Raw genomic sequence first — 26,212 nt, forward strand, 5'->3', positions numbered from 1 at the left:
AACAACAAGCTTTTTCAAAACAAACGTTCCCCTTCCGGTGCCTACGAGGTTAGCTGGAGGGTTCGGTTGAAGGTTCCCTATGATCACTGTGAAGCGAGATCAATTCACCCAAATTGTGGTCCCCCGTTTTCCGCGAACGGAAATTCGGCAAAATTTTCTTATTTTGTTGCTGGTTACATATATTCGAGTAATAGCGACGTTTTCCTTCTTTTGTAACACAATTGTAATAAACCAAAGTAGAGAGCACGGAATACAGTGGATCGCGCGGGGAAAGGGTTGTTAGCGTTTGCATAAAAGTCAGGCCGATTTGTGGCGGAAAGCATCATCCAGAATTTGTCATATCCCCTTGTCGGAACAAAGCGAAAAAAACCCTTCAACCCGCAGCGTGCCTGCGAATTGGAGGGTTCATTTTTGGGGAGCTACCGGCCTGGCTTCATGCTACGCCTTTTCCGACCAGAGCGCATATTGGGTGCCGATCGCCCACAGTTTTAGGAACATATCCATAAAGCGATACAATTGGAAGCCGATCAGAGCGGCGAAGCCGGCCCAGATGTATGCGGAGATCATGACCACGGCGGAGGCCGCGAATGTAATCAGCAGCACTCCGAGGGCGGTTAGCATGATGATGAGCAGATGCCGCAGGACGAACAGCACCGTGAAGAGGGAGGAGCGGCGATCGACTTTCCCGATTTGCAGGAAGAGGAAGAAGAGCTGCACCACAAATAGATAGATCATGTACCCGCCTAGGAAGGGGAGAAGCGCTTTGCCCAGCGACATATAGGAAGATTGCGTGGCGTACTCGCGCAGCGTATGCGGAATGAGCCAGTATAGCGGTGCCAAGGAGCAAAGCATCTGCAGTATATAAAGGCCTAAGAAGGGGAGCGTCAGCTTGCGGATGCCTTCGACGAACCGGTAGCCGGCATTCAGCTCCTGGTGGTGCAGCGAATAGTACACTCCGGCGTTCAGCATCGGGTTCAGCAGCATCCGCAGCCCGAGCAGCCCCAGCCCCCACCAGAGATAGGGCATGATGAGATCGGTTTTGATTAGTTGAAATTGACCTTCCACCCAGAACAGCTGCACGGCTTCCCGCGTCAGCTCCTTGCCCGGATAGCGGTGCAGCAGGGGGACGACGATCGACTGGATCAGCTTATAGAGCACGACCCCCCAGGCGAAGTTGTAAAAAAAGAGTACGAAGACGGCGAACGGCTGCTGCCAAGCGATGCTCCAGCCTTTTTTCATCCAATTCCACATGTTCACACCTCACCATGCGACCCAGCCGAACAAGGTCTCCAGAATTTTAACCACACTCATATTCCAGCGCGCCGACAGCTGCGGGTCGACATTGGTTTTCATAAAGCCGTTAATTCGCTTGTTCTCGAGTACAATGGAGTGCTGCGGATCGATAGCCACCCAATCCAGCGGCGCTGTGTAGTTGACGTTCATGATGACCTCGCTGTCCGTGCCGTCCCACGTTTTATCGATCTGCGTCCCGTCGGCAAAATGGAACCGGATCGGCACGCTCGCATACGTCCCGCCGAGCTTGCGGATTTGTACCTTGTTTTCGTACACGGTTTGCCCGTTGTCGTCGGTAATTTTGCGCACCTGGATACCGGATACCTCGTAATCGACCATTTGACCGTTGTAGACGTATTGATCGAAAAAGTCCTTCCAGCTCGTCTTCGTAACATCCTCCACTGTTTTTTGAAAATCGGCTGTCGTCGGATGCCTGAACTTCCAGCGCTGGAAGTAGGTGCGCATGATTTTGCCCATCGTGTCCGGACCGACCTGCCGTTCCATCGCCTTGAGCACCAGCTTGGCACGGGTGTACACGTTCTCGGCGTATTGATCGTGTCCCGTGTAGCTCCACGCATTTTGCTTCAGCGCGGCAGGGGAAGTGATGTAGCTGGACTCGACCAGCAGATTCGGCTTCACGCCGTATTCATTCTCCATCAGCTTATCTTCCGCATACGAGGTGAAGCCTTCGTCCAGCCAAGCCTCCTCGAATTCGTTGCTCGCGACCATGCCGTAAAAGAACTGATGGCCGATCTCGTGCACGACGACCCGTTCCAGCTCCAGATCCGGATTTTTCTCTCCGGCTCCCCAGGCCGTAACCAGCGTCGGGTATTCCATGCCGCCCGCCCCGTTGCCATCTTCCGGCGGCACGACGATCGACAGGGTAGAGTACGGGTAGCTGCCATACCATTCGGAATAGCGGGCGAGCGCTTTTTTGGCGGCGGTCATGTAGCGGGCCTTAAGCGCCTCATGCTTCGGATCGAGATACAGCTTGATGCGGACGCCGGGCAAATTTTTGGTGGCATAGGGCTCCTCGTAGTAGATGAAGTGAGGGGAGGCGGCCCAGGCAAAATCGTGCACATCATCGGCGTAAAACGTGTAGGTGCGAGTTTTTCCATCGTCGGCAACCGGTTTGGTTGGAAAGCCGGTGGCGGCCACGGTGTAGGCGGAAGGAACCTTCAGCTTGACGTCAAAAATCCCGAAGTCCGCATAAAACTCGGAATTCCCATGGTATTGGTGCAGATTCCAGCCGTCGTCGGTTCGTCCGCGGGTGCCTTTGGTCTCATAGGCGGCCAGCTTCGGGAACCATTGGCCGGCCATCACGAAATCTCCGGCATAGCCCATTCGCGCGAATATTTGAGGCAATTGCACCGAGAAGGTCGTATTGACCGTCACTTGCTCTCCGGGGAGAACCGCCCTGGGCAGCGGCACCCTGACTAGCGTTTTATCGTCCTTGTTTCCGTCATCCGGCTGCACATATTCCATGCGATCCAGGAGCTCCATCTCTTCGCCATCCATCGTACGGATGGAGCTGATGGTCATGCTGCCGTGATTGCCGTCTTTGCTGGCGTCGTTCCGCAGCTTGCCCCCGGATTCTTTCATGAACGTCGTTTTCTTGGACTCGAAGGCGTTGGGATACAGATGGAAGTACAGCTCCTTTACCGGCACGCTTCCAGGGTTGCGCCAGCTGACGGACGAGGTGCCTTGAATGAGCTTGCCGGTCGCATCGAGCACGACGTTCATATGGTATTCCAAGATCCGGTCACTGAGCGGCTTCGGGGCCGGCTTTTCCACCGGCTTCACGGGCAGGCTCGGCGGAGCGGGAGGAGGAGCCATAGGCTCCGTCAGGCGGAGTGCGGCGGAGGCTGTCTTTGCTTCGCCGGCGGGCAGGAAGATGCCCGTAGACGAGCCGTCCGCTTGTCCCTTGGAAGGCGGCCATCCAGGGGCTTCGATTACAGCGCGGCCTGTGGCGGATTGCACCGGCTTGAGCTCCAGCGGATGGACCGGCTGATCGGCGGACATCACGCTAGGGTAGGCGGCGGCAGAATCGGCAGGCAGCATCCAGCTGCCGGTAGGGATGACGGGTTGTACGGGTGGTAGGCCGGCAGGCAGCAGGGTGCCTGTCAGCATCGTGATGCCGCAGGCGAGCATCATCACGGTGCCCCATTGGGCCCATTGTGCGGTTCGGTTGGTGAGTCTCTTTTTCATTCCATTTTCACCCCGTTGACAAGCATCTACAGCATGTATATGTTTGTGGGACGAGGATTATTTCTAGCTGCTGAAAAAAAGCCGATGGGCTGCTGGGACGGCCGCCGTGAAGCTTGCGGACCTGCTTTGCAGAAGCTACAATAAGAAGAAACGGCCTGAAAATCGATAGGGTGGTGCAGGATGAGCATGAAGGATATCAATGCAAACGGGGCTCCAGGCGCGGAGGACAAGGGTAAGAAGCTACCTTCGCTTAATATTATCAGCAACAAAGAAACGAAGCATCGCGGCTTCGGACAAGGGACGATCGATTTAAGCCAAATGTCCAGCGTCATTATTGACGGCGCGGAGGAAGCGTACCTGGATATGGGCGCGCTGCATGCGAAGAGCAAGCCGGAGAAGGGTATCAAATTCACGACCGATAAAGCGGAAGTGCCTAACGGGCGGCCTTGCTGGATCGTTTGGGTAGCCGTCGATTTCACGGAGGAAGGCAAATACTACGCTGGCGTTACCTCGTGCGAGATGCTGGTCGATCCGGAGGCGAAGAAGGGCTGGAAAATTCTTGCCGACCATGTGAACCGGATGGATTACGCGCTCAAGCGGCGCATTATGGTGGACAATTTGGGCCCGGCCCAGAAGGCCTTGCTGAAGCAGCTGCTGATCGACACCGATCCGACGATGTGGGAGCGCTCCAGCGACACGCTTAAGGAAGCGCTGGCGTAATATTTTTGTCTATTATGTGAAACTCATTGAATGGCCTGCAATTACCATGTATACTAATGCCAGTATATACACCATATACTAGGACAGCAAAGAGGCAGACCCTGTGGTCTGTCTCTTTGTGTTGCGCCCAGCACCCCTCTAAAAACACAAACACAGCAGCTCCAGCCGCTTTCGCCGCCAAGGTGTGCTGTGTTCGTATTCATACGGCTTCTACTATATATGCGACTATACTAGCTGCTCCACCAACGCTTCAAGTCTTGCCACCAAGTGCCGTTCGGCTTATCCTGGCCCGGCTTCGGATCGGCCTTCGCCGGCTGCTGCGTGCAGTACTCCGTCGGCTCCGTCCCGGCAATGAACGCTTCCATCCGCGAATTCGCGGAGCAGCTTTCATTGGCGAGCTTGCCCGTGGCCGGGTCGATGTACACGTTCACGACGCCGTCCGGCATTTCGAACAGCTTCGGCGGCACCGAGTCCAGCGTCCGCTCCGTAAAATCGGCCCAGATCGGCGCCGCCACGCGGGACTCAATGGTGCCGAGGTTGCGGTCCTTGTCGTAGCCGACCCACACCGCGGTGGACAGCTCCGGCGTGAAGCCGACGAGCCACGCGTCCGTGTTGGTCGTCCCGGTTTTTCCGGCGACCGGCCGCTTGAGCGTCTCCGATACCCGGCTGCCCGTACCGCCCAAATCGAAGACGCCCTCCATCAGCTGCGTCAGCACGTACGTGTAGCTCGGCTCGATGACCGTCTCCTGCTTCGGCTTGGCCTCATAGAGCAGCTGGCCACGCCGGTCCTCAATCCGGACGATCGACGTCGGCTCGACCCGGACGCCTTGATTGGCGAGAATGCCGAAGGCCGACGCCATCTCGAACGGGCTCACTGGGAAGGTCCCCAGCGCGAGCGAAGGGAGGGGCTTCATCGGGCTCGTAATACCCATTTTTCGGGCCATCTCGATGACGCGGTCCGGCCCCACCTCCAGCACCGTATGCACGGCAAAAATATTATCCGACTTCGCAATCGCCGTCCGCAGATCGATCCAGTCGAAGTAGGTGTTGCCGAAGTTGCCCGGCGTATACGTCTGGCGGCCTTGATCGTACGTAAACGTCGTCGGCTCGCTCTTGAAGCGGGTTACCGGAGTGAACTGCTTCTCCTTCAGAGCGGTCAAATAAACGATCGGCTTGAACGAAGAACCCGGCTGCCGGGAGCTGGACAAGGCGCGGTTGAACTGGTTGTCCGCGTAGCTTCGCCCGCCTACCATCGCTTTGACATATCCGGTACGTGGATCGACCGCCACCAGCGCCGTCTGCAGCTCCGGATATTTGTCCAGCTGCTCCTTCACCACGTCCTCGGCATTTTTTTGCGCCTTCAAATCCAGCGTCGTATAAATCCGCAGTCCCATGTCCTCGAACTGATCCTCGTCGATGCCGAGCAGCTCTGTCACCTGATTGCGGATATAATCGCGAAAATACGGCGCCGTAACCGGCTTCTCCTTGCTTTCCAGAGGAAGAATCTTCACCTGCTCGCGTCCAGCGTCAGCAGCTTCTTTCGGTGTAATATATCCTGCGTCGACCATCGTTTGCAGCACTGTTTTTTGCCGGTCCAACGCAGCTTGCATATCATAGTACGGTGAGTAGTACCGCGGCCCCTTCGGAATGCCGGCCAGCAGGGCGCTCTCGGCAAGCGTTAAATCCTTGGCGTTTTTCCCGAGAAACAGCTGTGCCGCTGCTTGAATGCCGTAGGTGGAATGGCCGTAATAAATTTGGTTCAAATATTGCTCCAGAATCTGATCCTTGCTCAGCTGCAGCTCCATCTCGACGGCGTAGTACGTTTCCTTAATCTTGCGCGTCCAGGTCCGTTCATGCGAGAGGTAGAGGTTGCGGGCGAGCTGCTGCGTAATCGTCCCGGCTCCCTGCACCTTGGACATATGCTGGAGATTGACCCAGGCAGCCCGGGCGATGCCCTCGGGATCAAAGCCATAATGCTCATAGAACCTTCGGTCCTCGACCGCTAGTGTAGCCTTGATCAGATTCGGCGAGATTTCCTGGAGCGTCACCTGCTGGCGGTTTTTGGCGTTGCCGTAAGCCTCGATCAGCGTGCTGTGCACGTCGTACATTTCGGAGGCCATCGTCATTTTCGATACGGGAAGCGTTTGCGAGCGCATGAATAGCAGCGTGACAATCAGCGCGGCGCAGCCCAGGATCAACAGGGTAAAAGAAAATGAGAGCCATTGCTTCAGTCGGCGGGCCCAGCCGTTCCGGATCGGTCCGCTTGAATCCGCTGGCTTGGTTCGCTTGTCGGACATGCGTGATCAGCCCCTTTATGCTTCAGAATAGAAAAAGTCCCTAATTTCCAGTATGGAAAAAGTTAGAAACCCCTATTCATACAGGTTCGTGAAACGTTAAATTTTTTTGAATTCGCTCCGTTCCGCAGCGACCTGACTTTGCATTTTTAGGGAGATACTCTATAATACAATTTGACGCGCAAGGCGCATGAAGGGTTGAGCTGCAGTAACGTGTCCGTAAGTCCCGATATCCTCGAGATATCGACTATATATGCTGTGAGAGAAGGGTGATTGTAATTATGGAATTGTGGTATACGGAGAAACAGACCGATAATTTCGGGATTACGGCAAAAATTAAAGAAACACTGGTCACGGAAAAGACCGATTTTCAAGACCTGGCAATGATCGATACGGCCGAGTGGGGCCGCATGCTTGTGCTGGACGGCATGGTCATGACCACCGTTAAAGACGAGTTTGTGTATCATGAAATGGTAGCGCACCCGGCGCTGAATACGCATCCGAATCCGAAGCATGTGCTCGTAGTGGGCGGCGGCGACGGCGGGGTGATCCGCGAAGTGCTGAAGCATCCGAAGGTAGAGAAGGCGGTGCTGGTCGAAATCGACGGCAAGGTCATCGAGTATTCGAAAAAGTACCTTCCAGAAATCGCTGGTGAGCTGGAGAATGCGCGCGTGGAAGTCATTGTGAATGACGGCTACATGCATATCCACGAGCATAAAAATACATACGACGTCATCATGGTCGATTCGACCGAGCCGGTAGGTCCTGCGGTAAACCTGTTTACCCAAGGCTTCTACAAGGGCATTTTTGATGCATTGAAAGAAGACGGCATTTTCGTAGCCCAAACGGACAACCCTTGGTTCAAGGCGGATTTGATCCAAACCGTTAACCGTGACGTAAAAGAGATTTTCCCAATCGTACGCGTATACTGCGCGAACATCCCAACGTATCCAAGCGGGCTGTGGACCTTCACCATGGGCAGCAAAAAGCACGATCCGCTGCAAGTGGACGAAACATCGATCCCGGAGATGAGCACCAAATACTACACGCCTCGACTGCACAAAGCAGCTTTCGCGCTGCCGAAGTTCGTTGAGGATTTGACGAAGTAAGGTTAGGAGAATAGAACCCATGAAATTGGATCAAAAATATTCCGGCAACGTCTTTATCCTCAGCTCAGACGATTATGCAGCGTCCCGCGCAGTCATCTACGGCATGCCGATGGATTATACCGTAAGCTTCCGACCAGGCTCCCGTTTCGGTCCATCCCGCGTTCGCGAGGTATCGATCGGCCTGGAGGAATACAGCCCTTATTTGGATAAGAGCCTCGAAGAAATGACTTATTTCGATGCTGGCGACTTGCTGCTGCCTTTCGGCAACGCGGGCCGCAGCTTGGAAGTAATTGGTGAATATGTACGCGGTCTGCTTGCTGACGGCAAATTCCCGTTCGGTCTGGGTGGCGAGCATCTGGTCAGCTGGCCGGTCATTCAAGAAGTGTACGCGAAGTATCCGGACCTGGCGCTCATTCACATTGATGCGCACGCCGACCTGCGCGAAAGCTATGAAGGCGAGCCGCTGTCCCACTCGACGCCGGTGCGCAAAGCCGCAGCACTGATGGGCGGCAAAAACATTTACCAGTTCGGCATCCGTTCCGGCTCCCGCGAGGAGTTCCAGTTCGGGCGCGAGAACATCAACTTCTACCCGTTTGAAGTACTGGAGCCTTTGCGCAAGGTGCTTCCGGAGCTGGCCGGTCGTCCGGTGTATTTGACGATCGACATCGACGTGCTCGATCCAAGCTGTGCGCCAGGCACAGGCACGGCGGAAGCCGGCGGCATTACGTCGAAGGAGCTGCTGGCGGCCATCCACGCTATGGCGGCATCCGAGCTGAACTTTGTCGGCGCCGACATTGTGGAAGTAGCACCAGCGTATGACCCGACTGAGCAAACTCAGATCGTGGCCAGCAAGCTGATGCGTGAAATTTTGCTGGGTTTGGTGAAGTAAGGTTCAATAGGAGTCCGTTCAAGCCGATCCATCCCGGGTCGGCTTTTTTTTGGTCAGCAAAGTCTCGGGTGGGGGCCATCGCCATAACGGCAGCGCTTTGGCGGCTTACGTTTGCGTGGCCCGCAAAGTAAACGCCGTCAGCTCCGGCCGGCACCAGAAGCGGACGGGGTACACCGAGACGCCGATTCCGCGGTTGACATAGAGCTGCAGCTTCCCTTGCTCCAGCGTGTACAGCCCTTTTACATACTTCTGCGCGTACTTCGGCACGGTGAGATGACCAAAGAACGGCAGACGAACCTGTCCGCCATGGCTGTGGCCTGAAAGCTGCAAATCTACACCGTGCTTGGCTGCAATATCGGCGTAATCAGGACAGTGGCTGAGCAGCAGCACGAACGGATCGTTCTTCGCTTGCTTCAGCGCCTGGGCAATGTCCGGCTTGCCCTCCCATTGATCCTCGACGCCTGCCATCCAGAAGGCGCTCGTCTCCGAGCCTTGGCGCTTCACGCTAACCGCCTCGTTGCGCAGCACTTTGAAGCCGCCGGCTGTCAGCGCGTTCACGATCGACATCGGGTCGGCGTAGTAGTCATGGTTGCCGAGCACGGCGAACTTGCCGAGCGGCGCCTGCATCGCCTTCAGAGCGTTAATCACAGCCTGAGCTTCGCTGTCCGCCCCCATACTGTAGTCTACGAGATCGCCTGTAAAGCAAATCATCTCGGGCTGCAGACGGTTGATCGCTGCGGCCAGCTTGAGCAAATCGGCGGCGCTGTAGTGGAAGCCATGATGCACGTCGCTGAATTGCACGATGCGCAGCCCATCCAGCTCCTTGGGAAGGCGCTCAAAGGGCAACGAGACCGAGGTCTGATCCAGCCATTTCGGCTCGGCGTAACGGGCGTAGCTGAAGCTGGCGGACGGGAGAGCGACGAGCCCTGCGGCGGTCCAAGCGATTTTTTTCAAAAAAGATCTTCTGCTTACCTTCATACGCACCTCCGACTTCCATAAGTAATGTCATAGTAACAAGAAAAAGCGCCGAAATCGACGGTTTGTCAATTTCCAGCGCTTTTTTGTACAATAAAGGCAAAAATGCAAATGAGGCCACGACATGCCGGACAAGCAAGAAGGAACGACAACCAAGCGACAAGCACAAATTTCAATTCTAAGCCAAAGCGGTAATGAACAGGTAAAGCAGCATGTGCAAGGTGAGCTGTTCCCGAAAGAAAAAGCCATCTATCTGCGCTACCAAGAGCCCGCGGAGGCTGAGATGGGACGTACGTTTACGACGATCCGGATCGATTCGGGGCAATTGCGCATCATCCGTCAGGGCGATGTGAAATTCGAGCAAACCTTCGAGAAAGGCGCACGTATCATCGGCTATATCGAGACCCCTCAAGGACAGCTGGAGACGGAAACGGTTACCACCCAGTTGGAGGTGCATCTGCCAAGCAACCCCGCAGAAACGATTCGTGCGCGATGGGCGTATCAGCTTTTCGTCATGGGGGAGTCCGCCGGCGAGTTTTCCTTGGAGCTTACGGTCGTTCCATCGTAACAAAGACAAAGACGCCCTACTTCACGGAGGATAACGCGGTCACCACGCGCAGTGCGTGGATCTCACGAATGCCTCCGATGTTTTTTCCAGGCTTCAACAGCAGCCGGGCGTGCTTGCGCAGCAGGTTTTTCACCCGCAGCGGCTTGATGCCGGGCTTTTGCGCCAGCATGAGCGCGATGACGCCGGAGACGTGCGACGTCGCCATCGAGGTGCCGCTCAGTTCATTATATTTGCCTCGCAGCCAAGTCGAATAAATCTTTTCGCCGGGCGCGTAAATATCGATTTGCTTGCCCACGTTGCTGAAGGGCGCAATATAGCCTTTGCGCGTCGTCGCGCCTACGGCGATGACCTGCTTCAGCCGGGCGGGATAATCCACCTCGGCCTGCTTGCCCTCGTTGCCGGAGGAGGCTACGACCACGATGCCGGCACGATACGCGCTTAGAACGGCCGCTTCCAGCGCTTTGCTGTAGGTTTTCATGCCAAAGCTCATGTTGATGATATTCACATTGTTCAAAACGCACCAATCGATGCCGCTGATGATGTCGGACACGTAGGCCCCGCCTTGGTGATCGAACGCCTTGACCGGATGGATGACCGCCTGTGGAGCGACGCCCATGACGCCTTTCTGACGGGTGTAGGCTGCAATCGTTCCGGCGATGTGGGTCCCGTGCCCGTTATCGTCGAGCGGCAGCATTTGCCGGTTCAAAATATTGATCCCCCGCGAGAGGCAGTACCGAAGATCGGGATGATTATAATCCACGCCGGTGTCGATGACCCCGATGCGGATGCGGTCTCCTTTCGACTTGTTCCAAGCCTGGGGGGCGCGAATGTGCTTGATTCCCCAAGGGATTAAGATGCGGGAGGGAGCTCGTTTACCGCTTTTGGATTCACCGAAAGGCAGCAGGGAGGCGCTCTTCCCTCCGGTGTGCATTTGAATGCGGGTATCCGCCTCAATCGACTGGATAAAGGGGGCGCCTGCCAGTTGGTCGGCGGATCGCAGCGAGCACGTAATGGCACGAATGGAATGAAGCGGCTGAACCTGATGTAGGCGAGGCAGCGACCTTCGATGCTGGCCGACTTGCCGGGCGATAACGGCATAATCGTGTGGATTGTTGAAGTGGATGATGTGCCGTCTTTCCGTGCCATCGGAGTCATCCAAAGCCTCGTGCAGCCAATGAGCGAAAGTCGATGGATTCACTTTCGATTCCCCCCACGTACCGTTGCAACTGATGCCAGTTGTCAACACCGAATTCCTTCTTTTATCGTATGTGGGACCGTGTCCTCCCGTATGAGCCATGGCCTGCTTCAAAATAATTGGGTGGCAAACCGTGTCAAAGCGCAATCGGATACATACGATATCGTAGGAGGAATGTCTCTATGCCCGACGTAGTCTGAGTCGCTGACGAGCCGTACCAATGTCATTTCTCCCGGTTTTTCTCTCAGGGGCCAGAGGTGTTTGAACGGGCCGTTCAGGCATCTCTCGCGGATACAGTCAGGGCGAAGGAAACGGGGCTTGCGGGGGGCGCGGTGGAAGCGGCCTGAAGCAGACCACGTATTCCTTCGCTTCTTTTTGGTGTAAAATAGGAGGACAGTTGCTTTTTTACATAAAATAAGGTTTACTTATTGGTGAAAATGTTTAGTTAGCACCGGACAACATGTCGTTGGAACCGCTGCGGCTAGGAAGGGACGTGCCCCGGAATGAGTGCTCAGTATCAACTTAAAATCGGCGCAGAACAAGCCAAGGAAATGCCGATGGTCGATCTCGCTTTTGAATTACTGAAATCGGCGAATACGCCATTTTACTACCGGGATCTAATGCAAGAAATCGCCAAAATCAAAGGTCTGTCCGATGACGATGTCATGCAGGTCATTGCTCAACTATACACGGAGATTAACATCGACGGCCGTTTTGCTTGCGTCGGGACGAACCTCTGGGGCTTGAAGCGCTGGTATCCTGTGGAGAAATCCGAGGATGCGGTTGGTAGCGGCAAGCGTCCGCGCATCATCAATGATGAAGATGATGATCTCGATGATGAAGATTTGTTTGCCGAGGAAGAAGATACGTTTGTCGAGGAAGAGGATTACGATTCCTACGATACCGTACGCGACGATTTCGATTCCGAAGAAGAAGCGGAAGAAGAAACCGAGTTCATTGACGAAGAAATCGAAGAAGAAGAGATAGAAGAAGTCGCGCTCGACGGAGAGGATTCCGGCTTAGAGGACGATCTCGACGACGAGAGCGAAGAAGACGATAGCGATGACGAAGAGGACGATGACAAGTAATTTGTCGTCTGCCGGTTCTTCTAAGGCAAGCTCCCTGATTCGAAAAAGCCAATAGTGCTTTACTTGACAGTGGGGGCCGATCAGAGTAAACTATTTTCTGGGCTTTAGAATGAACGTTACGGACACCTGTTGCAGTGATTGATCGGCTAGACCGATGTTGCTTGCCGACCGGATGGTCCTTTCGATAAAGTGCCCCGTTGACCACGGGGGACTTTTTCTTTTTTTATGCTAGTCAAACTTGGGAGGTATTACATATCATGACGAAGTATATTTTCGTGACCGGGGGCGTTGTATCCTCGCTGGGCAAAGGCATTACAGCCGCATCCCTTGGGAGACTTCTTAAGAACCGGGGGCTCAAAGTCACGATCCAGAAGTTTGATCCGTACATTAACGTAGACCCGGGAACGATGAGCCCGTACCAGCATGGTGAAGTGTTTGTTACCGATGATGGGGCGGAGACGGACCTCGATTTGGGTCACTATGAGCGTTTTATCGATATTAATCTGTCCAAGAACAGCAACGTAACGACCGGTAAAATCTACTCGTCCGTCATCGCCAAAGAGCGCCGCGGCGAATATTTGGGCGGAACCGTGCAGGTTATTCCGCATATTACGAATGAAATTAAAGAGCGGGTGTTCCGCGCGGGCCGGGAAGCGCATTCTGATGTCGTCATTACCGAGATCGGCGGTACTGTCGGCGATATCGAGAGCCTTCCGTTCCTTGAAGCGATTCGCCAAATTAAGAGCGATATCGGCCGCGAAAATGTGATGTACATTCACGTGACGCTCATCCCTTACTTGAAGGCAGCGGGCGAAGTGAAGACCAAGCCGACCCAGCACAGCGTTAAAGAGCTCCGCAGCATCGGTATTCAGCCGCATGTCGTGGTTTGCCGCACCGAGCACCCGCTGGCTGAAGATATGAAGCGCAAGCTGGCGCAATTCTGCGATGTGGATCCAGGTGCGGTTGTAGAGTGCCGCGATGCCGAGACGCTGTACGAAGTGCCGATGATGCTTCGCGAGCAAGGGCTGGATGATATCGTCGTGAACCACTTGAAGCTGAACGCCGGACAGCCGGATATGCGCGAGTGGGAGAGCCTGGTGGCTCGCGTGAAGTCGCTGAAAGAAACGACCGAGATCGCCATCGTCGGTAAATATGTGGCCCTTCACGACGCTTACTTGAGTATCGTGGAATCGCTGGGCCATGCCGGCATCGACTGCAACACCGAAGTCAAGATCCGCTGGGTCAACGCCGAAGAAGTGTTCGACCACAATGTGGGCGAGCTGCTGTCGGGCGTACAGGGGATTCTCGTTCCAGGCGGCTTCGGAGACCGCGGAATCGAGGGCAAGGTGAGTGCCATCCGCTATGCGCGTGAGCACAACGTTCCGTTCTTCGGTATTTGCCTTGGCATGCAGGTAGCCGTTGTTGAGTATGCGCGTTCGGTAGTTGGACTGGAAGGGGCGAACAGCTCAGAGATCAACCCGACGACATCATATCCGGTGATCGATTTGCTGCCGGAGCAAAAGGATATCGAGGACTTGGGCGGCACCATGCGTCTGGGACTTTACCCTTGCAAGCTGAAAGAGGATTCCCTCGCGATGCGCTGCTACAATGATGAGCTGGTTTACGAGCGCCATCGTCATCGCTATGAATTTAACAACGAATACCGCGATATGATCGAAGCGGCTGGCCTGCACATTTCGGGGACAAGCCCGGATGGCCGCCTGGTAGAAATCATCGAGTGCCCGAGCCATCCGTGGTTCTTGGCGGTTCAGTTCCATCCAGAATTTACTTCCAGACCGAACCGTCCGCAACCGCTCTTCAAGCATTTTGTACAAGCAGCATACAACCACTCGCGTTAATTAGGTCAAGGGAGAGCTCTCAAGTGGAGCTTTCCCTTTCTTCTTTTGTCTAGCCTCAAAACGCAATCTCTGCTTGATTTGTAAAAGTTTGCAACATTTTTCTTAGCTGGGCAGGAATCGGGGGCTGCGCGACGAATACTTTGTATAAGAGACGGCAGGAAACCGCCGCGAATTGCGCAAATTTGAGATGTTCCGGAGCGGAAACTCTTAGGAGGTTACCTACTTGAAGAGAAAATTGCTAATTGTCGATGATCAGAACGGCATTCGCATTTTGCTTATGGAAGTATTCAGCAGCGAGGGCTACGAGACATATCAGGCATCTAACGGGAAGCTCGCGCTGGAGATCGTCAGGAACGTATCACCGGATCTGGTGCTGCTAGATATGAAGATCCCAGGGATGGACGGTCTGGACATCCTCAAGCATATTAAGAGCATTGACGCATCGATCAAAGTCATAATGATGACGGCGTACGGTGAGCTCGACATGATTAAAGAAGCGACGGATCTAGGCGCGATTATGCACTTTACGAAGCCGTTTGATATCGACGAGCTGCGCCAAGCAGTAAACCAGCAGCTGCGCTCGCCGAATAACAGTTCATATGCCGTGGGATCCTGAAAAAGGGTCTCTTTTTTTTCATGGAGATTAACCTTTGTAAAGTTATATGGTATAATAGGCCAGTATGACCGTAGAGCGGAACTGTGTTGTAATCTGGAATCGGGTGAGCCGGTCGGAACAGTTGCACTTCGCACTCAACATAGTCTCTTAAACACACTAGGAGGAGAGAAATACCATGCCACTCGTTTCAATGAACGAATTTTTGCCAAGAGCGAAAGCGAACAAATTTGCTGTCGGCCAATTTAACATGAACAACTTGGAGTTTGCACAATCGATCACAGAAGCGGCGGAAGAACTGAAATCGCCGTTTATTTTTGGTGTATCCGAAGGCGCCCTGAAGTACATGGGCATCGAGTATACTGTAGCCATTGCAGAAGCGGCTGCGAAGAAATCCGGTTTGCCGATTGCCCTGCATTTGGACCACGGCAGCAGCTTTGAAGTAGCGATGAAGTGTATCCGCGCAGGCTTCAGCTCCGTAATGTTCGACGGATCTCACTACTCCTTTGAAGAAAATATTCGCCTGACCAAAGAGGTTGTTAAAGCCGCTCGCGCTATGGGCGTCTCCGTAGAAGGCGAGCTGGGAACCATCGGCGGCGTTGAAGACGATATTAGCGTGGACGAAGAGCATGCGAACCTCGCGAAGCCGGAAGAAGCGATCCGTTTCTACGAAGAAACGGGTGTGGATTGCTTGGCGATTGCTGTAGGTACGGCGCACGGTATGTACGCTGGCGAGCCAAACATCCATTTCGATATTATCGAGAAGGTATCCAGCGCGATTCCAGTTCCGGTAGTATTGCATGGCGGATCCGGCGTTCCGGACGAAATGATCCGCAAGTCCATCGCAGCTGGCGTAGGCAAGATCAACGTCAACACCGAGAATCAAGTAGCTTGTACGCAAGCGATCCGCGATGTACTCAATAAAGACGCGAAAGTTTACGATCCTCGTAAATACCTCACTCCTGCCCGCAAAGCCATGGTTGAAGTGGTTAAATCCAAAATTCTGTTGTTCGGAAGCGCTGATCAAGCGTAATTTCCAAACCAATCTACTGGGGAATATGCCATTAGTATGGCATACTTCCCTTCTCTTCTTTTTAATTCATGTAGTTCTCGTTGCTTGGTGGTGTTATGTCGTCATTAGACATTTTGTTTGCGTTTACTTGTTAATGCTTTAAAGCAGTGAATTGGGAGGAAAAAGAACGAATATGGAGAAATTGATGATCGCCGGTGGGCGTCCGCTTCGGGGAACGGTTCAAATCAGCGGGGCTAAGAACAGCGCGATCGCGCTTATTCCAGCGGCTATTTTGTCGGAAACGACGGTTACGTTGGACAACTTGCCAACCTTAAGCGATGTGGCGATATATGCGGAACTACTGCAGGATTTAGGCGCTACCGTCCATTGGAATGAAGATCAGATGGTAATCGACCCCAGTCGACTGGTATCCAAACCGATGCCTAACGGCAATGTGAAAAAGCTTCGTGCCTCCTATTATTTGATGGGAGCGCTGCTTGGACGTTTTGGAGAAGCCACCATTGGTCTGCCGGGGGGCTGTAATTTCGAGCCGCGGCCGATCGATCAGCATATCAAAGGTTTTGAAGCTTTGGGAGCTCAGGTATCGACAGAGAACGGTGCCTTGCATATACAAGCAAAGCAGTTGCGTGGAGCGAAGATTTATTTGGATGTCGTTAGCGTAGGCGCTACGATTAATATTATGCTTGCGGCCTCGCGGGCCAAGGGCGTTACAATTATCGAAAATGCGGCAAAAGAGCCTGAAATCATAGATGTAGCAACACTTTTAAACTCCATGGGAGCCAAAATTAAAGGGGCAGGCACTGAAACGATTCGCGTTGAAGGCGTCGACGAAATGCATGGCTGCAGACATTCGATCATCCCTGACCGCATTCAAGCGGGGACTTACATGATCGCTGCGGCGGCGACGCGTGGCGATGTGATCGTCGATAACGTCATCCCGAAGCATCTCGAAGCCGTTACGGCGAAGCTGCAGGAGATGGGCGTGCATATTTTCGAGATGGACGAGTCCATTCGTGTAGTGGGGCAGCCGATCTATGAGAGCGTAGATGTGAAAGCGCTGGTGTACCCGGGCTTTGCAACAGATTTGCAATCGCCGATGGGAACCTTGCTCACGCAAGCGCGCGGGGTTAGTATTATTAGCGATTACGTATACAGCAACCGCTTTAAATATATCCCTGAGCTTGTTCGTATGGGAGCCAAGATTAAGCTGGAAGGACGTTCCGCTGTCATCGAAGGCTCTAAGCTGAGCGCGGCCAAAGTGAAGGCGACGGATTTGCGTGCAGGTGCGGCGTTGGTTATCGCGGGACTAACGGTAGCGGAGGGGATCACCGAGATCACAGGTGTCGAATATATCGATAGAGGCTATGATCATCTGGTAACCAATCTATTGAATTTAGGTGCCGAAGTTTGGCGGAGTAACGACTGATTCGCTGCCGGCTAAGATTCGGTATAGATTCCTTCGTTTTTGGGTATTGCTAGAGTATATTTTGTATGACTCATGAAAAAATAATAGTTTGGTGGTTGAATAGTGATGGATATGCAGTTAGCGCAACTAGAAGCGCTGAAGCTGACGGAGCTTTACAAACTGGCCAAGAAGCATCAGATTGCTTCCTACGGCAGCCTGAAGAAAAAAGAACTTATTTTTGCCATTTTACGTGCGCAAGCGGAGCAGGGCGGCCTGATGTTTATGGAGGGCGTGCTTGATATTTTGCAGGAAGGCTTCGGCTTTCTTCGTCCGATCAACTACTTGCCGAGTGCAGAAGATATTTATATCTCTGCATCCCAGATTCGCCGCTTTGACCTTCGGTCAGGCGATATCGTCTCCGGCAAATGCCGCCCGCCGAAAGAAAATGAACGATATTTTGGATTGCTCCACGTGGATGCGGTCAACGGTGAAAACCCTGATACCGCTGCAGAGAGGCTGCACTTTGCCGCATTAACTCCTCTTTATCCGCAAAAGAAATTGGTTCTCGAAACCACCCCTACCAATTATTCCACCCGATTGATGGATCTTTTGGCTCCTGTAGGCTTTGGACAGCGCGGATTGATTGTGGCGCCGCCGAAAGCAGGGAAGACGCTCCTTCTAAAAGAAATTGCCAACAGCATTTCGGCCAATCATCCGGATGCGCATTTGTTTGTGCTTTTGATTGATGAGCGTCCGGAAGAAGTGACGGATATGCAGCGTTCTGTAAAAGGGGAAGTAATAGCTTCCACCTTCGACGAGCTGCCGGAGAACCACATCAAGGTGGCGGAGCTTGTCTTGGAACGGGCTCAGCGGCTGGTGGAGCACAAGAAGGATGTCATCATTCTGCTCGACAGCATTACGCGGTTGGCGCGGGCGTATAACTTGGTGGTTCCGCCTACCGGACGCACGTTATCCGGTGGTATTGATCCGGGTGCTTTTCATCGTCCGAAGCGATTTTTCGGTGCAGCCCGTAACATTGAAGAGGGCGGCAGCTTGACGATTTTGGCGACGGCGTTGGTGGAGACCGGATCGCGGATGGACGAAGTTATCTATGAGGAATTCAAAGGAACGGGCAATCTCGAGCTTCATTTGGACCGCAAGCTGGCCGAGCGTCGTATTTTCCCAGCGATAGATATTCGTCGTTCGGGCACACGGCGTGAAGAGATGCTCTTAACCAAAGAAGAGCTGGATAAAGTTTGGGCGATTCGCAAGGGAATGAACGATTCCCATGATTATATTGAAGCTTTCATCAAAAAGTTAGCGGACACCAAGACCAATCAGGAGTTTTTGGACATTCTCGATGCTCCTAGTCCGCAGAGCGGCGGCAGCGGCGGCGCTTCACGGCGCGTGAAGCATTCCGTCTCGTAGGAGGAGGACGCACATGTTTGTGGTTTATGCCGACCGGGACGGCAATGTTTTTGATCACCCGGACTACTTGGCTCTGGGACGAAGCGGTGAGATGGTAACGGATATTATGGAGGAGGAGCTCATTCCTCTTCCGGAGGGTGCTACCTTGGTCAGCCTGCCTCATACCCGCCCACTGGGCATTCACGCAAAGACCGGTGAGATGCAAGTCATCCCTGGAGATTACACCGCGGTTGGTGCTCTGCTGCCGCAAGGCTTTACTCGGCTGATGCTCCCTGGTTATGCCAAATCGGATAAGACCCAGCTGCTGCCGCTCTTCGGCTATACGGCGGTCGTTTGGAAGGAAGGCGCATTCTACGTCTGCGCGGAGGCCAGTGATGACCCGGAGCGCTGGAACCCGCGGAATTGCGATCCGGACGAGCTAGAGCTGCAGGTACAGCGGCTGCTGACGCAGTATGATGGAAACCGGCTGTACAAGCATCTATCCAACTGTGCTCTGGAATACGAATGCCTGACGGCGTCCAATACTTTCTTGAATCGCTGGGAAGGCGCCGTACCGGTCTCCTTCTCCTGTAACGCCGGGTGCTTCGGCTGTATTTCCGAGCAACCGGATGACAGCGGGTTTCCGGCTCCGCAGACTCGAATGAACTTTAAGCCTAGCGTGGAAGAAGTCGTTCAAGTCATGCTGGAACATTTGAAGACATCGGAGAGCATCATTAGCTTCGGTCAGGGCTGTGAAGGGGAGCCTTCCACCCAGGCCAAGACGATCATTGAAGCGATTCGCGAGGTTCGCAGCAAGACGAATATCGGGTATATCAACATTAATACCAACGCAGGGTTAACTGACCATATTCGGGGGATCGTGGATGCAGGCCTCGATTTGATGCGGGTTAGTACGATCAGTGCCTTGGATGATCATTACAATGCTTATTACAAGCCTCGTGGGTATACGCTCAAGAACGTGGAGAAATCGCTTCGGTACGCGGCGGATAAAGGAGTGTTCACCTCGATCAACTACTTGATTTTCCCTGGGGTGACCGATCGGGAAGAAGAGATCGAGGCTATGATCGAGTTCGTTCGAAAAACGGACTTGAAGCTCATCCAATTGCGTAACCTAAACATTGATCCCGAGAGCTACCTTAACTTGATTCCTCCTGCTCGAGGTGAACGGTATGGGATGAAGCAGATGTTGGATATTTTCCGCGAGGAACTGCCGAATGTCGTGCTGGGCTCCTATACGCACGTTCCCAGCGAGCTACTGGACAAGAGGAAGAAACACTTGCATCATTAAGGGCCGAATGTTATAATCGGCAAGTGTGTGTTGACAGCAGGCACAGAACTTGTGAACCAGCTGCAACCTAAATAACTCTGATCCACATGGTGGTTCAGGGCAAGAGAGGTGAAAGGGTCATGAAACAAGGTATTCATCCGAACTACCACCAAACTACGGTTACTTGCGCATGCGGTAACACGTTTGAAACAGGCTCCATTAAGCAAAATCTTCGTGTAGAGATTTGCTCGAACTGCCACCCGTTCTTCACTGGTAAGCAGAAGTTTCTGGATGCCGGCGGTCGCGTTGATAAATTCAAGAAGAAATACGGTATTTAATTTATTGCCAGCTTCCTAGAGGCATGAGATTACCTCCTGTGGTCATCCTAAGATTGAAGATCTTAAGATGCGCTGCAGGAGGTATTTTTATGTCCCGATGGATGTCAATCGCAATTGCAGCAACCCTGCTGCTGTCGGTCGCCACAGCTTGTCAGGCGAAAGATACGCACCATGAAGTCCAGACCCATTCCAAGGACGGATTGCTGGGCATTACCGAAGTGAATCCGAATATGCCTTTAGGCGGCACTTATCGCACCTATCAGGATGATGTGCGAGTGATGGATCAAGCGATCAAGGATCAGGTGCCGTCGGCCCGAGCAGTCACTATCAGCCACAACGGCCCGACGGTGAATGTTCGTTTGGATGTCCCGATCGGTACAACCCGCGAGCAGATCGAGCAGTACCGTGCCAAAGCCCAAGAAGCGCTGGCTGCTGCCGTACCGCGGTATAATTATAAGGTGAGCGTGGCTGTAAAATAACCCCTAGGTTATCAATTTAACCCGCGGGTTGCTATTTTAACGACGATCGACTATACTTAATTTTGCCGTGCTAGACGGGGAGGTAGCGGTGCCCTGTAACCCGCAATCCGCTATAGCGGGGTCGAACACCTATTCGCGGTATTACGATGTAAGGGTTGGGTTTTAAAGTCGGTGTTGAGAGTCGGGTCCTCCGCAATGGATGCCTGTGAACCCGGTCAGGTCCGGAAGGAAGCAGCCGTAAGCGGGATGTTCCATGTGCCGGAGGGTGGCCTAACTTGAGCCGACGATAAAAATTCCACTTGGATCGTACTATCAAGGTAGGCGCACGGTTTTTATTTTTCTAAATCTAATAGGTCTTACATACGAAGAACATCGATTTCAGCCGGAGATGGGGCGTGGAAATTGGTGTTTTTTTGCATTCATAGAAGGAAAATGAAAAATTTAGGAGAATTGTATACTGAAGTTAACTGAGTCAAGATAGGCTGTTCACATAAGGAGGATGTTCGCAGGAGTGAAAGACCCCTTCTCGGACATGACCCCAGCGGGCTATGGCGCTCACAGTGAAGGAGGGAATGCGGTGCAGCACGAATTAACATTATTGCAACGGTTTGCAGGTACGTTTCTTAGGGATGTCAATTTGGGAGTCATCCTCCTAAACACGAGCTTTGAGCTCATGGATATTAGTGATACCGCGTGCCGAGTGCTTGGACTGCATAGAGAGCAAGCTCTGCATCTCCCTTTGGAACAAGTGTTTGCCGATTTGCCCATTGAGCACCAGCTGGTACGCCGCCATATTTTGGAGGGGGTGGTCCTCCGGAATCATGCGGTTTCTTGGATGAATAACCAGGAACGGTATGAACTGTTGGTTGATTCCAATGTATTAAAGGATGAGCAGGGCGTTGTAGTGGGCGCCTATATTATTTTCAAGGATGTAACGAACCTGCGGTCCTTGGAAGAACAGGTGCAGCGCAGTGACCGGCTCGCGATGATCGGACAAATTGCGGCAGGAACGGCTCACGAAATTCGCAACCCGCTCACTTCCATTAAGGGCTTTTTGCAGGTGCTTCGCAAGACGTTTGAGGATCAGGGCATGAGCCGCGAAAGCGGATTTACGGAGGTCATGCTGACTGAGATTAACCGAATCAATGAACTCGTGAACGAATTTCTGCTGCTGAGTAAACCGAAGAACGTAACCTTTGACTATGTAGATCTCTCACAAGTATTGAGGGAGATCTTGCCGATTATAAATAATGAAGCACTGCTGCATGGAACCGTGGTCCAGTACGAAGCGATGCATGGGATTCCGCAGGTCGTCGCCGATAAGGAGCTGCTGAAACAAGTCTTCTTGAACATCAGCAAAAATGGAATTGAAGCCATGGGGGAAGGGGGATTTTTGACGATCTCTGAAAGGGTGGACCCGGAAGAACGGAAAGTGAATATCGATATCCATGATACCGGGCCGGGGATTCCGACGTTTGTAATCGATAAAATTTTTGATCCGTTCTTTACTACCAAGGCGGAAGGGACCGGGCTGGGTCTGTCGGTCTGCCAAAGGATCATTCATGATATCGGGGGCCATATTCGCGTTTCATCGAAAGGATTCGGCACTACATTTACCGTAAGTATTCCATTCCCTTAAGCCGGACACCGGTCTACTTCAAACCGCCCCTCGATTGTAGTATAATAAACTGGATAAACATGCATTGGAGAGGGCAAGATGGCACATATCGCCTTATACCGTACGTGGAGGCCGCAATCGTTTCAAGATATGGTCGGCCAAAGACATATTGTCCAAACCTTGCAAAATTCACTTCGCGAAGGGCGCTTTAGCCATGCTTATTTATTCAACGGTCCGAGGGGGACGGGGAAGACGAGCGCAGCCAAAATATTGGCCAAAGCCGTTAACTGCCTCAATGGTCCGGGGATAGAGCCCTGCAATCAGTGTGATGCCTGTGTTCGGATCACCGAAGGCGCCGTCATGGATGTCGTTGAGATCGATGCGGCATCGAACCGCGGCGTGGAAGAAATCCGCGATATCCGCGACAAGGTGAAATACGCGCCAACCGAGGTACGCCAGAAAGTGTACATCATCGATGAGGTGCACATGCTGACGACTGAAGCGTTTAATGCGCTTTTGAAGACCCTCGAGGAGCCTCCGGCCCATGTCATGTTCATTTTGGCGACGACGGAGCCGCACAAATTGCCAGCAACCATCATCTCTAGGTGTCAGCGGTTTGATTTTCGGCGTGTGGCGCTGGAGGAGCAGGTGGAACGGCTTCGGCAGGTATGCCGCGAGGAGCACATTGAAATTGAAGAGGATGCGCTTTCCTTTATCGGCCGGCTATCGGACGGCGGGATGCGCGACGCGCTAAGCCTTCTTGACCAGATCATCGCGTTTTCCGGTGGATGCGTTACCTATGACGACGTGCTGTCGATCACTGGAGGAATGGCCTCGGATCAATTCGAGCGACTGGTGACGGCGGTTCAGAACTCGGATGTAGGTGCAGCTTTGAAGCTGGTGGACGATTTCATGCAGGAAGGCAAAAGCGCCGATAAATGCATGGAAAGCTTGATTTACTATTTCCGTGATCTGCTGATGGTGAAGATGGTGCCTGGCTCACAAGCCGTCACCGAGCGGATTTTGGATATCAAACGGTTTGCAGAAGTCGCCCAGCGATTCTCCAGCGATGCTTTGATCTCCATGATCGATACGCTCAATTACTATCAGACGGAGATGAAATATTCCGTACAGCCCCAGACGTTGCTGGAGGTTGCCTTAATGAAGCTGTGCAGCGGCAGCTCACAAGCTGGTGCTTCATCGGCACAAACACAGGGTGGCTCGGCTTCGAATGCTGCAGCTCCGGAGCGCCAAGACGGGCTGATCGGTCAACTAATGAACCGGATTCAGAAGCTGGAGGAGCAGCTCACCCAAGTGCTGAAGCAAGGGGTGGCACCTTCCGGTAATGCTCCGGCGTCTGGAAGTTCGAGGACTTCGGCGCCAGCGCCTGTGGTCACCAGGAAATCGATCGAGAAGCTGGACGGCTACCTGAAAGGGAAAGATGATCCGGCGATTCGTACCGTGCTTCAGCAGTGGGGACAGGTGCTCGGCCGTGTGAAGGAACTCAAGATTACCGTTCATGCGTGGCTCGTGGATGGCGAACCGGTGTCCATTAATGACGGGAACCTGCTAGTAGCTTTCAAAAGCGCCATGCACCGGGAAACGACGGAGAAGCCGGCGAACCGGCAGCTGATTGAACAGGTGATGGCAGAGCTTCTGGGGCAGCCCTACCGTCTTGTCACGGTAATGCTGAAGGATTGGAAAGCAGCAGCCGACCAATCAAAGCCTGTAGACGAGCCGAAGGAAGAATTCAAGCTAGTTCCTGAGGATACGCAATCAGCCGACGGCAGCGTCAAAGAGGAATGGATCAGCGAGGCCATTCAATTGTTTGGCGAGGACTTGGTCAAAATAAAAGAAGATTAATAATTATAGGAGCGTGGCGATCATGAACAACATGAACCAAATGATGAAGCAAGTGAAGAAAATGCAGGAGCAAATGCTCAAGGCGCAAGAGGATCTTGCCAACAGAACGATTGAAGGAACTGCGGGCGGCGGTGTTGTAACCGTTACGGTCAACGGGCAGAAGAAAGTACAATCTATCGTCATCAAGCCTGAAGCAGTAGATCCGGACGATGTGGAAATGCTGCAAGATCTCGTCCTGACAGCTGTGAACGATGCATTGACTAAAGCGGAAGAGTTGGCTGGAAAAGAAATGTCCAAATTGACCGGCGGAATGAATATCCCTGGCTTGTTCTAGAACCTGAGCCATTACCGAATTAAGAATCAATGACTTCATCAAACGTGAGGAGTACCTTCCTTGTATTATCCGGAACCTTTAGCTAAGCTGATCGATTCATTCTCACGCCTTCCGGGAATCGGGCCAAAGACGGCGGGCCGTCTTGCTTTTCACGTGCTGCGGATGAAGGAAGATGACGTGATCGATTTTGCCAAGGCGCTAGTGAATGTGAAGAGAAATCTGCATTACTGCAGCATTTGCTGCAACATTACGGATACGGATCCATGCCGTATATGCCAGGATAAGAGCCGGGATGGCTCGATCATCTGTGTCGTTCAGGAGCCGAAGGATTTGGTGGCGATGGAGCGCACCAAGGAGTTCAACGGATACTATCATGTGCTGCATGGAGCCATTTCGCCGATGGAAGGGATTGGTCCCGACGAGATTCGCATAGCGGACCTGCTGAAACGGCTAGGGGACGACAAGGTCCAAGAGCTGATCCTGGCAACCAATCCGAATATTGAAGGGGAAGCGACGGCTATGTATTTGTCGAGACTCGTTCGTTCGTTTGGACTAAAGGTCACGCGGATCGCACACGGACTTCCTGTCGGAGGCGACTTGGAGTATGCCGATGAAGTAACCTTGACCAAAGCGCTGGAAGGGCGCCGAGAACTATAAAGCTATCACGAAGAAGCCTGCGGGCTTCTTTTTTTTGGTTCTAAGTTAGCACTGCCTCTTATATCTATTAAAGTGTGGGACAAACTTGGACACTTGGGAGGCGGATGGGGATGAGTTCATGGTTTAGATTCTGGAATCGAAAAAAGCAGGCGACAGAGCAGGCCCTCCAAAACGATCGCTACATGCTGGTACAGGAAATCCGTAAAGCACATTTGGAATGGGAGATCGCACAGCGGCGGTTCGACTATGTGACGGAGAAGGAGCAGATTGATTATTCCATCTATGCGCTGGAGGCGGCGGAAAAGCGCTTCGAAATGCTGTTAAGACAAGCGAAAAATGCGAAAATTACAGCTCGTGAAGTGGCCGTCAGCCGGGAAATGGAGGGGTCGTCTTGATGCAGTACATGCTATGGGGAATACTGATTGGCTCCGGAGTGCTGCTAGCTTTCTTGCTGCTTCGCAATCGGTTTGCGATTCAATGGCTGGGCTATGCCTGCTTGCATGTTGCATTTGCTGCGATATTATTGTATATTCTAAATCTGTTCAGCTCCTATACGCATCTGGAGCTTCCGCTGAATGCAGCAACCATAGGGACTGTCAGTGTTTTGGGGATCCCGGGGCTAGCCGCGTTAGCTGCATTGAAGCTCTTCGTCTTGGCTTGAACAGTAAATCATTATCTTTAAAAAAAAGACTTGCATTCCGATAGGCGATTGTGGTATATTAATCAAGTCGCCGCTAAAACGGATGACAAGAAACGACAAGAAATTGCCCTTTGAAAACTGAACAACGAGTGAGTGCAATAAATAAGAGAATGCAAATTCTCGCTAGCAGTAAATTTTGAGCTTTAATCAGCTTTTCTTTAATGGAGAGTTTGATCCTGGCTCAGGACGAACGCTGGCGGCGTGCCTAATACATGCAAGTCGAGCGAGGGTCTTCGGACCCTAGCGGCGGACGGGTGAGTAACACGTAGGCAACCTGCC

General features: G+C 52.9%; 24 protein-coding genes, 1 rRNA gene, 1 other RNA gene and 1 riboswitch. Of the genes, 21 read left to right on the forward strand and 5 right to left on the reverse strand.

Going from position 1 to position 26,212, the window contains the following annotated elements; translation table 11 throughout:
- Positions 1-23: 23 nt before the first annotated feature.
- Positions 24-160: riboswitch (cyclic di-AMP (ydaO/yuaA leader) on the reverse strand.
- A gap of 278 nt (positions 161-438) precedes the next feature.
- Positions 439-1,251 carry a hypothetical protein gene (locus tag FPZ49_RS06925; protein ID WP_186445657.1) on the reverse strand — a complete coding sequence of 271 codons (813 nt, stop codon included), beginning with the start codon at positions 1,249-1,251 and terminating at the stop codon, positions 439-441.
- A 9-nt stretch (positions 1,252-1,260) separates the two neighbouring features.
- Positions 1,261-3,501, reverse strand: a complete 2,241-nt coding sequence (locus FPZ49_RS06930) for a M1 family metallopeptidase (protein ID WP_144844890.1) — start codon at positions 3,499-3,501, stop codon at positions 1,261-1,263.
- A 180-nt stretch (positions 3,502-3,681) separates the two neighbouring features.
- Between FPZ49_RS06930 and FPZ49_RS06935 the strand changes: the two genes are divergently transcribed.
- Positions 3,682-4,221: a YwhD family protein gene (locus FPZ49_RS06935; protein ID WP_261381297.1), complete on the forward strand. Its 540-nt coding sequence runs from the start codon at positions 3,682-3,684 to the stop codon at positions 4,219-4,221.
- 230 nt (positions 4,222-4,451) lie between these two features.
- Here the strand turns inward: FPZ49_RS06935 and FPZ49_RS06940 are convergent, their stop codons facing one another.
- Positions 4,452-6,518 carry a transglycosylase domain-containing protein gene (locus FPZ49_RS06940; RefSeq protein WP_144844892.1) on the reverse strand — a complete coding sequence of 689 codons (2,067 nt, stop codon included), beginning with the start codon at positions 6,516-6,518 and terminating at the stop codon, positions 4,452-4,454.
- Between the two features lie 278 nt (positions 6,519-6,796).
- Here FPZ49_RS06940 and speE point away from each other — a divergent pair, with 278 nt between their 5' ends.
- A complete protein-coding gene (speE, locus tag FPZ49_RS06945) occupies positions 6,797-7,624 on the forward strand; it encodes a polyamine aminopropyltransferase (RefSeq protein WP_144844894.1) in 828 nt (275 codons plus the stop codon).
- A gap of 19 nt (positions 7,625-7,643) precedes the next feature.
- Positions 7,644-8,513, forward strand: a complete 870-nt coding sequence (gene speB / locus FPZ49_RS06950; protein ID WP_144844896.1) for an agmatinase — start codon at positions 7,644-7,646, stop codon at positions 8,511-8,513.
- Between the two features lie 105 nt (positions 8,514-8,618).
- Here the strand turns inward: speB and FPZ49_RS06955 are convergent, their stop codons facing one another.
- Positions 8,619-9,491, reverse strand: coding sequence for a metallophosphoesterase (locus FPZ49_RS06955; RefSeq protein ID WP_144844898.1), 873 nt, complete (start codon positions 9,489-9,491; stop codon positions 8,619-8,621).
- Between the two features lie 121 nt (positions 9,492-9,612).
- On the opposite strand from FPZ49_RS06955, the gene FPZ49_RS06960 reads away from it, so the two are divergent.
- Positions 9,613-10,056: a DUF1934 domain-containing protein gene (locus FPZ49_RS06960; RefSeq protein WP_144844900.1), complete on the forward strand. Its 444-nt coding sequence runs from the start codon at positions 9,613-9,615 to the stop codon at positions 10,054-10,056.
- Between the two features lie 16 nt (positions 10,057-10,072).
- On the opposite strand, the gene FPZ49_RS06965 is transcribed toward FPZ49_RS06960, so the two are convergent.
- The gene (locus FPZ49_RS06965) at positions 10,073-11,254 is read right to left on the reverse strand and encodes a S8 family peptidase (RefSeq protein ID WP_261381298.1); all 1,182 of its coding nucleotides are present in this window, start codon (positions 11,252-11,254) and stop codon (positions 10,073-10,075) included.
- 500 nt (positions 11,255-11,754) lie between these two features.
- Between FPZ49_RS06965 and rpoE the strand changes: the two genes are divergently transcribed.
- From rpoE to FPZ49_RS07050, 17 genes are all read left to right on the forward strand, one after another.
- Positions 11,755-12,339 (forward strand): DNA-directed RNA polymerase subunit delta, encoded by a 585-nt coding sequence (rpoE, locus tag FPZ49_RS06970; RefSeq protein WP_144844904.1) that lies wholly within the window; start codon positions 11,755-11,757, stop codon positions 12,337-12,339.
- Positions 12,340-12,596: 257 nt separating this feature from the next.
- Positions 12,597-14,198, forward strand: a complete 1,602-nt coding sequence (locus FPZ49_RS06975) for a CTP synthase (RefSeq protein WP_144844907.1) — start codon at positions 12,597-12,599, stop codon at positions 14,196-14,198.
- A 223-nt stretch (positions 14,199-14,421) separates the two neighbouring features.
- The gene (locus FPZ49_RS06980; protein ID WP_144844909.1) at positions 14,422-14,814 is read left to right on the forward strand and encodes a response regulator; all 393 of its coding nucleotides are present in this window, start codon (positions 14,422-14,424) and stop codon (positions 14,812-14,814) included.
- Positions 14,815-14,989: 175 nt separating this feature from the next.
- Positions 14,990-15,844 carry a class II fructose-1,6-bisphosphate aldolase gene (fba, locus tag FPZ49_RS06985; RefSeq protein WP_144844911.1) on the forward strand — a complete coding sequence of 285 codons (855 nt, stop codon included), beginning with the start codon at positions 14,990-14,992 and terminating at the stop codon, positions 15,842-15,844.
- 172 nt (positions 15,845-16,016) lie between these two features.
- Entirely contained in the window at positions 16,017-17,270 is a 1,254-nt protein-coding gene (locus FPZ49_RS06990) for a UDP-N-acetylglucosamine 1-carboxyvinyltransferase (RefSeq protein WP_144844913.1), read from the forward strand.
- A gap of 105 nt (positions 17,271-17,375) precedes the next feature.
- Complete coding sequence (gene rho, locus FPZ49_RS06995) at positions 17,376-18,677, forward strand: transcription termination factor Rho (RefSeq protein WP_144844915.1); 1,302 nt, start codon at positions 17,376-17,378, stop codon at positions 18,675-18,677.
- A gap of 13 nt (positions 18,678-18,690) precedes the next feature.
- Complete coding sequence (locus FPZ49_RS07000) at positions 18,691-19,965, forward strand: radical SAM protein (RefSeq protein WP_144844917.1); 1,275 nt, start codon at positions 18,691-18,693, stop codon at positions 19,963-19,965.
- A gap of 119 nt (positions 19,966-20,084) precedes the next feature.
- The gene (rpmE, locus tag FPZ49_RS07005; RefSeq protein WP_144844919.1) at positions 20,085-20,282 is read left to right on the forward strand and encodes a 50S ribosomal protein L31; all 198 of its coding nucleotides are present in this window, start codon (positions 20,085-20,087) and stop codon (positions 20,280-20,282) included.
- Positions 20,283-20,371: 89 nt separating this feature from the next.
- Positions 20,372-20,761, forward strand: coding sequence for a hypothetical protein (locus FPZ49_RS07010; protein WP_144844921.1), 390 nt, complete (start codon positions 20,372-20,374; stop codon positions 20,759-20,761).
- Between the two features lie 65 nt (positions 20,762-20,826).
- Positions 20,827-21,090: signal recognition particle sRNA large type (gene ffs, locus FPZ49_RS07015), an RNA gene on the forward strand.
- Positions 21,091-21,293: 203 nt separating this feature from the next.
- Positions 21,294-22,400: an ATP-binding protein gene (locus FPZ49_RS07020; protein WP_186445663.1), complete on the forward strand. Its 1,107-nt coding sequence runs from the start codon at positions 21,294-21,296 to the stop codon at positions 22,398-22,400.
- 78 nt (positions 22,401-22,478) lie between these two features.
- Complete coding sequence (gene dnaX / locus FPZ49_RS07025) at positions 22,479-24,242, forward strand: DNA polymerase III subunit gamma/tau (RefSeq protein ID WP_144844925.1); 1,764 nt, start codon at positions 22,479-22,481, stop codon at positions 24,240-24,242.
- A 22-nt stretch (positions 24,243-24,264) separates the two neighbouring features.
- The gene (locus tag FPZ49_RS07030) at positions 24,265-24,576 is read left to right on the forward strand and encodes a YbaB/EbfC family nucleoid-associated protein (protein WP_144844927.1); all 312 of its coding nucleotides are present in this window, start codon (positions 24,265-24,267) and stop codon (positions 24,574-24,576) included.
- A 60-nt stretch (positions 24,577-24,636) separates the two neighbouring features.
- Complete coding sequence (gene recR, locus FPZ49_RS07035; protein WP_144844929.1) at positions 24,637-25,233, forward strand: recombination mediator RecR; 597 nt, start codon at positions 24,637-24,639, stop codon at positions 25,231-25,233.
- 110 nt (positions 25,234-25,343) lie between these two features.
- The gene (locus FPZ49_RS07040) at positions 25,344-25,628 is read left to right on the forward strand and encodes a DUF2508 family protein (RefSeq protein WP_186445658.1); all 285 of its coding nucleotides are present in this window, start codon (positions 25,344-25,346) and stop codon (positions 25,626-25,628) included.
- The gene (locus FPZ49_RS07045; RefSeq protein WP_261381299.1) at positions 25,628-25,894 is read left to right on the forward strand and encodes a pro-sigmaK processing inhibitor BofA family protein; all 267 of its coding nucleotides are present in this window, start codon (positions 25,628-25,630) and stop codon (positions 25,892-25,894) included. Before FPZ49_RS07040 ends, FPZ49_RS07045 begins: the two co-directional genes overlap by 1 nt.
- Positions 25,895-26,091: 197 nt before the next feature.
- A 16S ribosomal RNA gene (locus FPZ49_RS07050) occupies positions 26,092-26,212 on the forward strand; the annotation flags it as partial.

Origin of the sequence: Paenibacillus cremeus (assembly GCF_007786445.1) — a bacterium.
In the GTDB taxonomy this organism is placed as follows: domain Bacteria; phylum Bacillota; class Bacilli; order Paenibacillales; family NBRC-103111; genus Paenibacillus_G; species Paenibacillus_G cremeus.

Excerpts from the sequence above, each read along its gene's own strand:
- FPZ49_RS07010 (WP_144844921.1), top strand. The coding sequence starts at position 20,372 with ATGTCCCGATGGATGTCAATCGCAATTGCAGCAACCCTGCTGCTGTCG.
- FPZ49_RS06955 (WP_144844898.1), bottom strand. The coding sequence starts at position 9,491 with ATGAAGGTAAGCAGAAGATCTTTTTTGAAAAAAATCGCTTGGACCGCC.
- FPZ49_RS06935 (WP_261381297.1), top strand. The coding sequence starts at position 3,682 with ATGAGCATGAAGGATATCAATGCAAACGGGGCTCCAGGCGCGGAGGAC.
- dnaX (WP_144844925.1), top strand. The coding sequence starts at position 22,479 with ATGGCACATATCGCCTTATACCGTACGTGGAGGCCGCAATCGTTTCAA.
- FPZ49_RS06925 (WP_186445657.1), bottom strand. The coding sequence starts at position 1,251 with ATGTGGAATTGGATGAAAAAAGGCTGGAGCATCGCTTGGCAGCAGCCG.
- FPZ49_RS07030 (WP_144844927.1), top strand. The coding sequence starts at position 24,265 with ATGAACAACATGAACCAAATGATGAAGCAAGTGAAGAAAATGCAGGAG.
- rpoE (WP_144844904.1), top strand. The coding sequence starts at position 11,755 with ATGAGTGCTCAGTATCAACTTAAAATCGGCGCAGAACAAGCCAAGGAA.
- FPZ49_RS07000 (WP_144844917.1), top strand. The coding sequence starts at position 18,691 with ATGTTTGTGGTTTATGCCGACCGGGACGGCAATGTTTTTGATCACCCG.
- FPZ49_RS07045 (WP_261381299.1), top strand. The coding sequence starts at position 25,628 with ATGCAGTACATGCTATGGGGAATACTGATTGGCTCCGGAGTGCTGCTA.
- FPZ49_RS06990 (WP_144844913.1), top strand. The coding sequence starts at position 16,017 with ATGGAGAAATTGATGATCGCCGGTGGGCGTCCGCTTCGGGGAACGGTT.
- FPZ49_RS06960 (WP_144844900.1), top strand. The coding sequence starts at position 9,613 with ATGCCGGACAAGCAAGAAGGAACGACAACCAAGCGACAAGCACAAATT.
- speE (WP_144844894.1), top strand. The coding sequence starts at position 6,797 with ATGGAATTGTGGTATACGGAGAAACAGACCGATAATTTCGGGATTACG.
- speB (WP_144844896.1), top strand. The coding sequence starts at position 7,644 with ATGAAATTGGATCAAAAATATTCCGGCAACGTCTTTATCCTCAGCTCA.
- FPZ49_RS06975 (WP_144844907.1), top strand. The coding sequence starts at position 12,597 with ATGACGAAGTATATTTTCGTGACCGGGGGCGTTGTATCCTCGCTGGGC.
- rpmE (WP_144844919.1), top strand. The coding sequence starts at position 20,085 with ATGAAACAAGGTATTCATCCGAACTACCACCAAACTACGGTTACTTGC.
- fba (WP_144844911.1), top strand. The coding sequence starts at position 14,990 with ATGCCACTCGTTTCAATGAACGAATTTTTGCCAAGAGCGAAAGCGAAC.
- rho (WP_144844915.1), top strand. The coding sequence starts at position 17,376 with ATGGATATGCAGTTAGCGCAACTAGAAGCGCTGAAGCTGACGGAGCTT.
- FPZ49_RS07040 (WP_186445658.1), top strand. The coding sequence starts at position 25,344 with ATGAGTTCATGGTTTAGATTCTGGAATCGAAAAAAGCAGGCGACAGAG.
- FPZ49_RS06930 (WP_144844890.1), bottom strand. The coding sequence starts at position 3,501 with ATGAAAAAGAGACTCACCAACCGAACCGCACAATGGGCCCAATGGGGC.
- FPZ49_RS06940 (WP_144844892.1), bottom strand. The coding sequence starts at position 6,518 with ATGTCCGACAAGCGAACCAAGCCAGCGGATTCAAGCGGACCGATCCGG.
- FPZ49_RS07020 (WP_186445663.1), top strand. The coding sequence starts at position 21,294 with ATGACCCCAGCGGGCTATGGCGCTCACAGTGAAGGAGGGAATGCGGTG.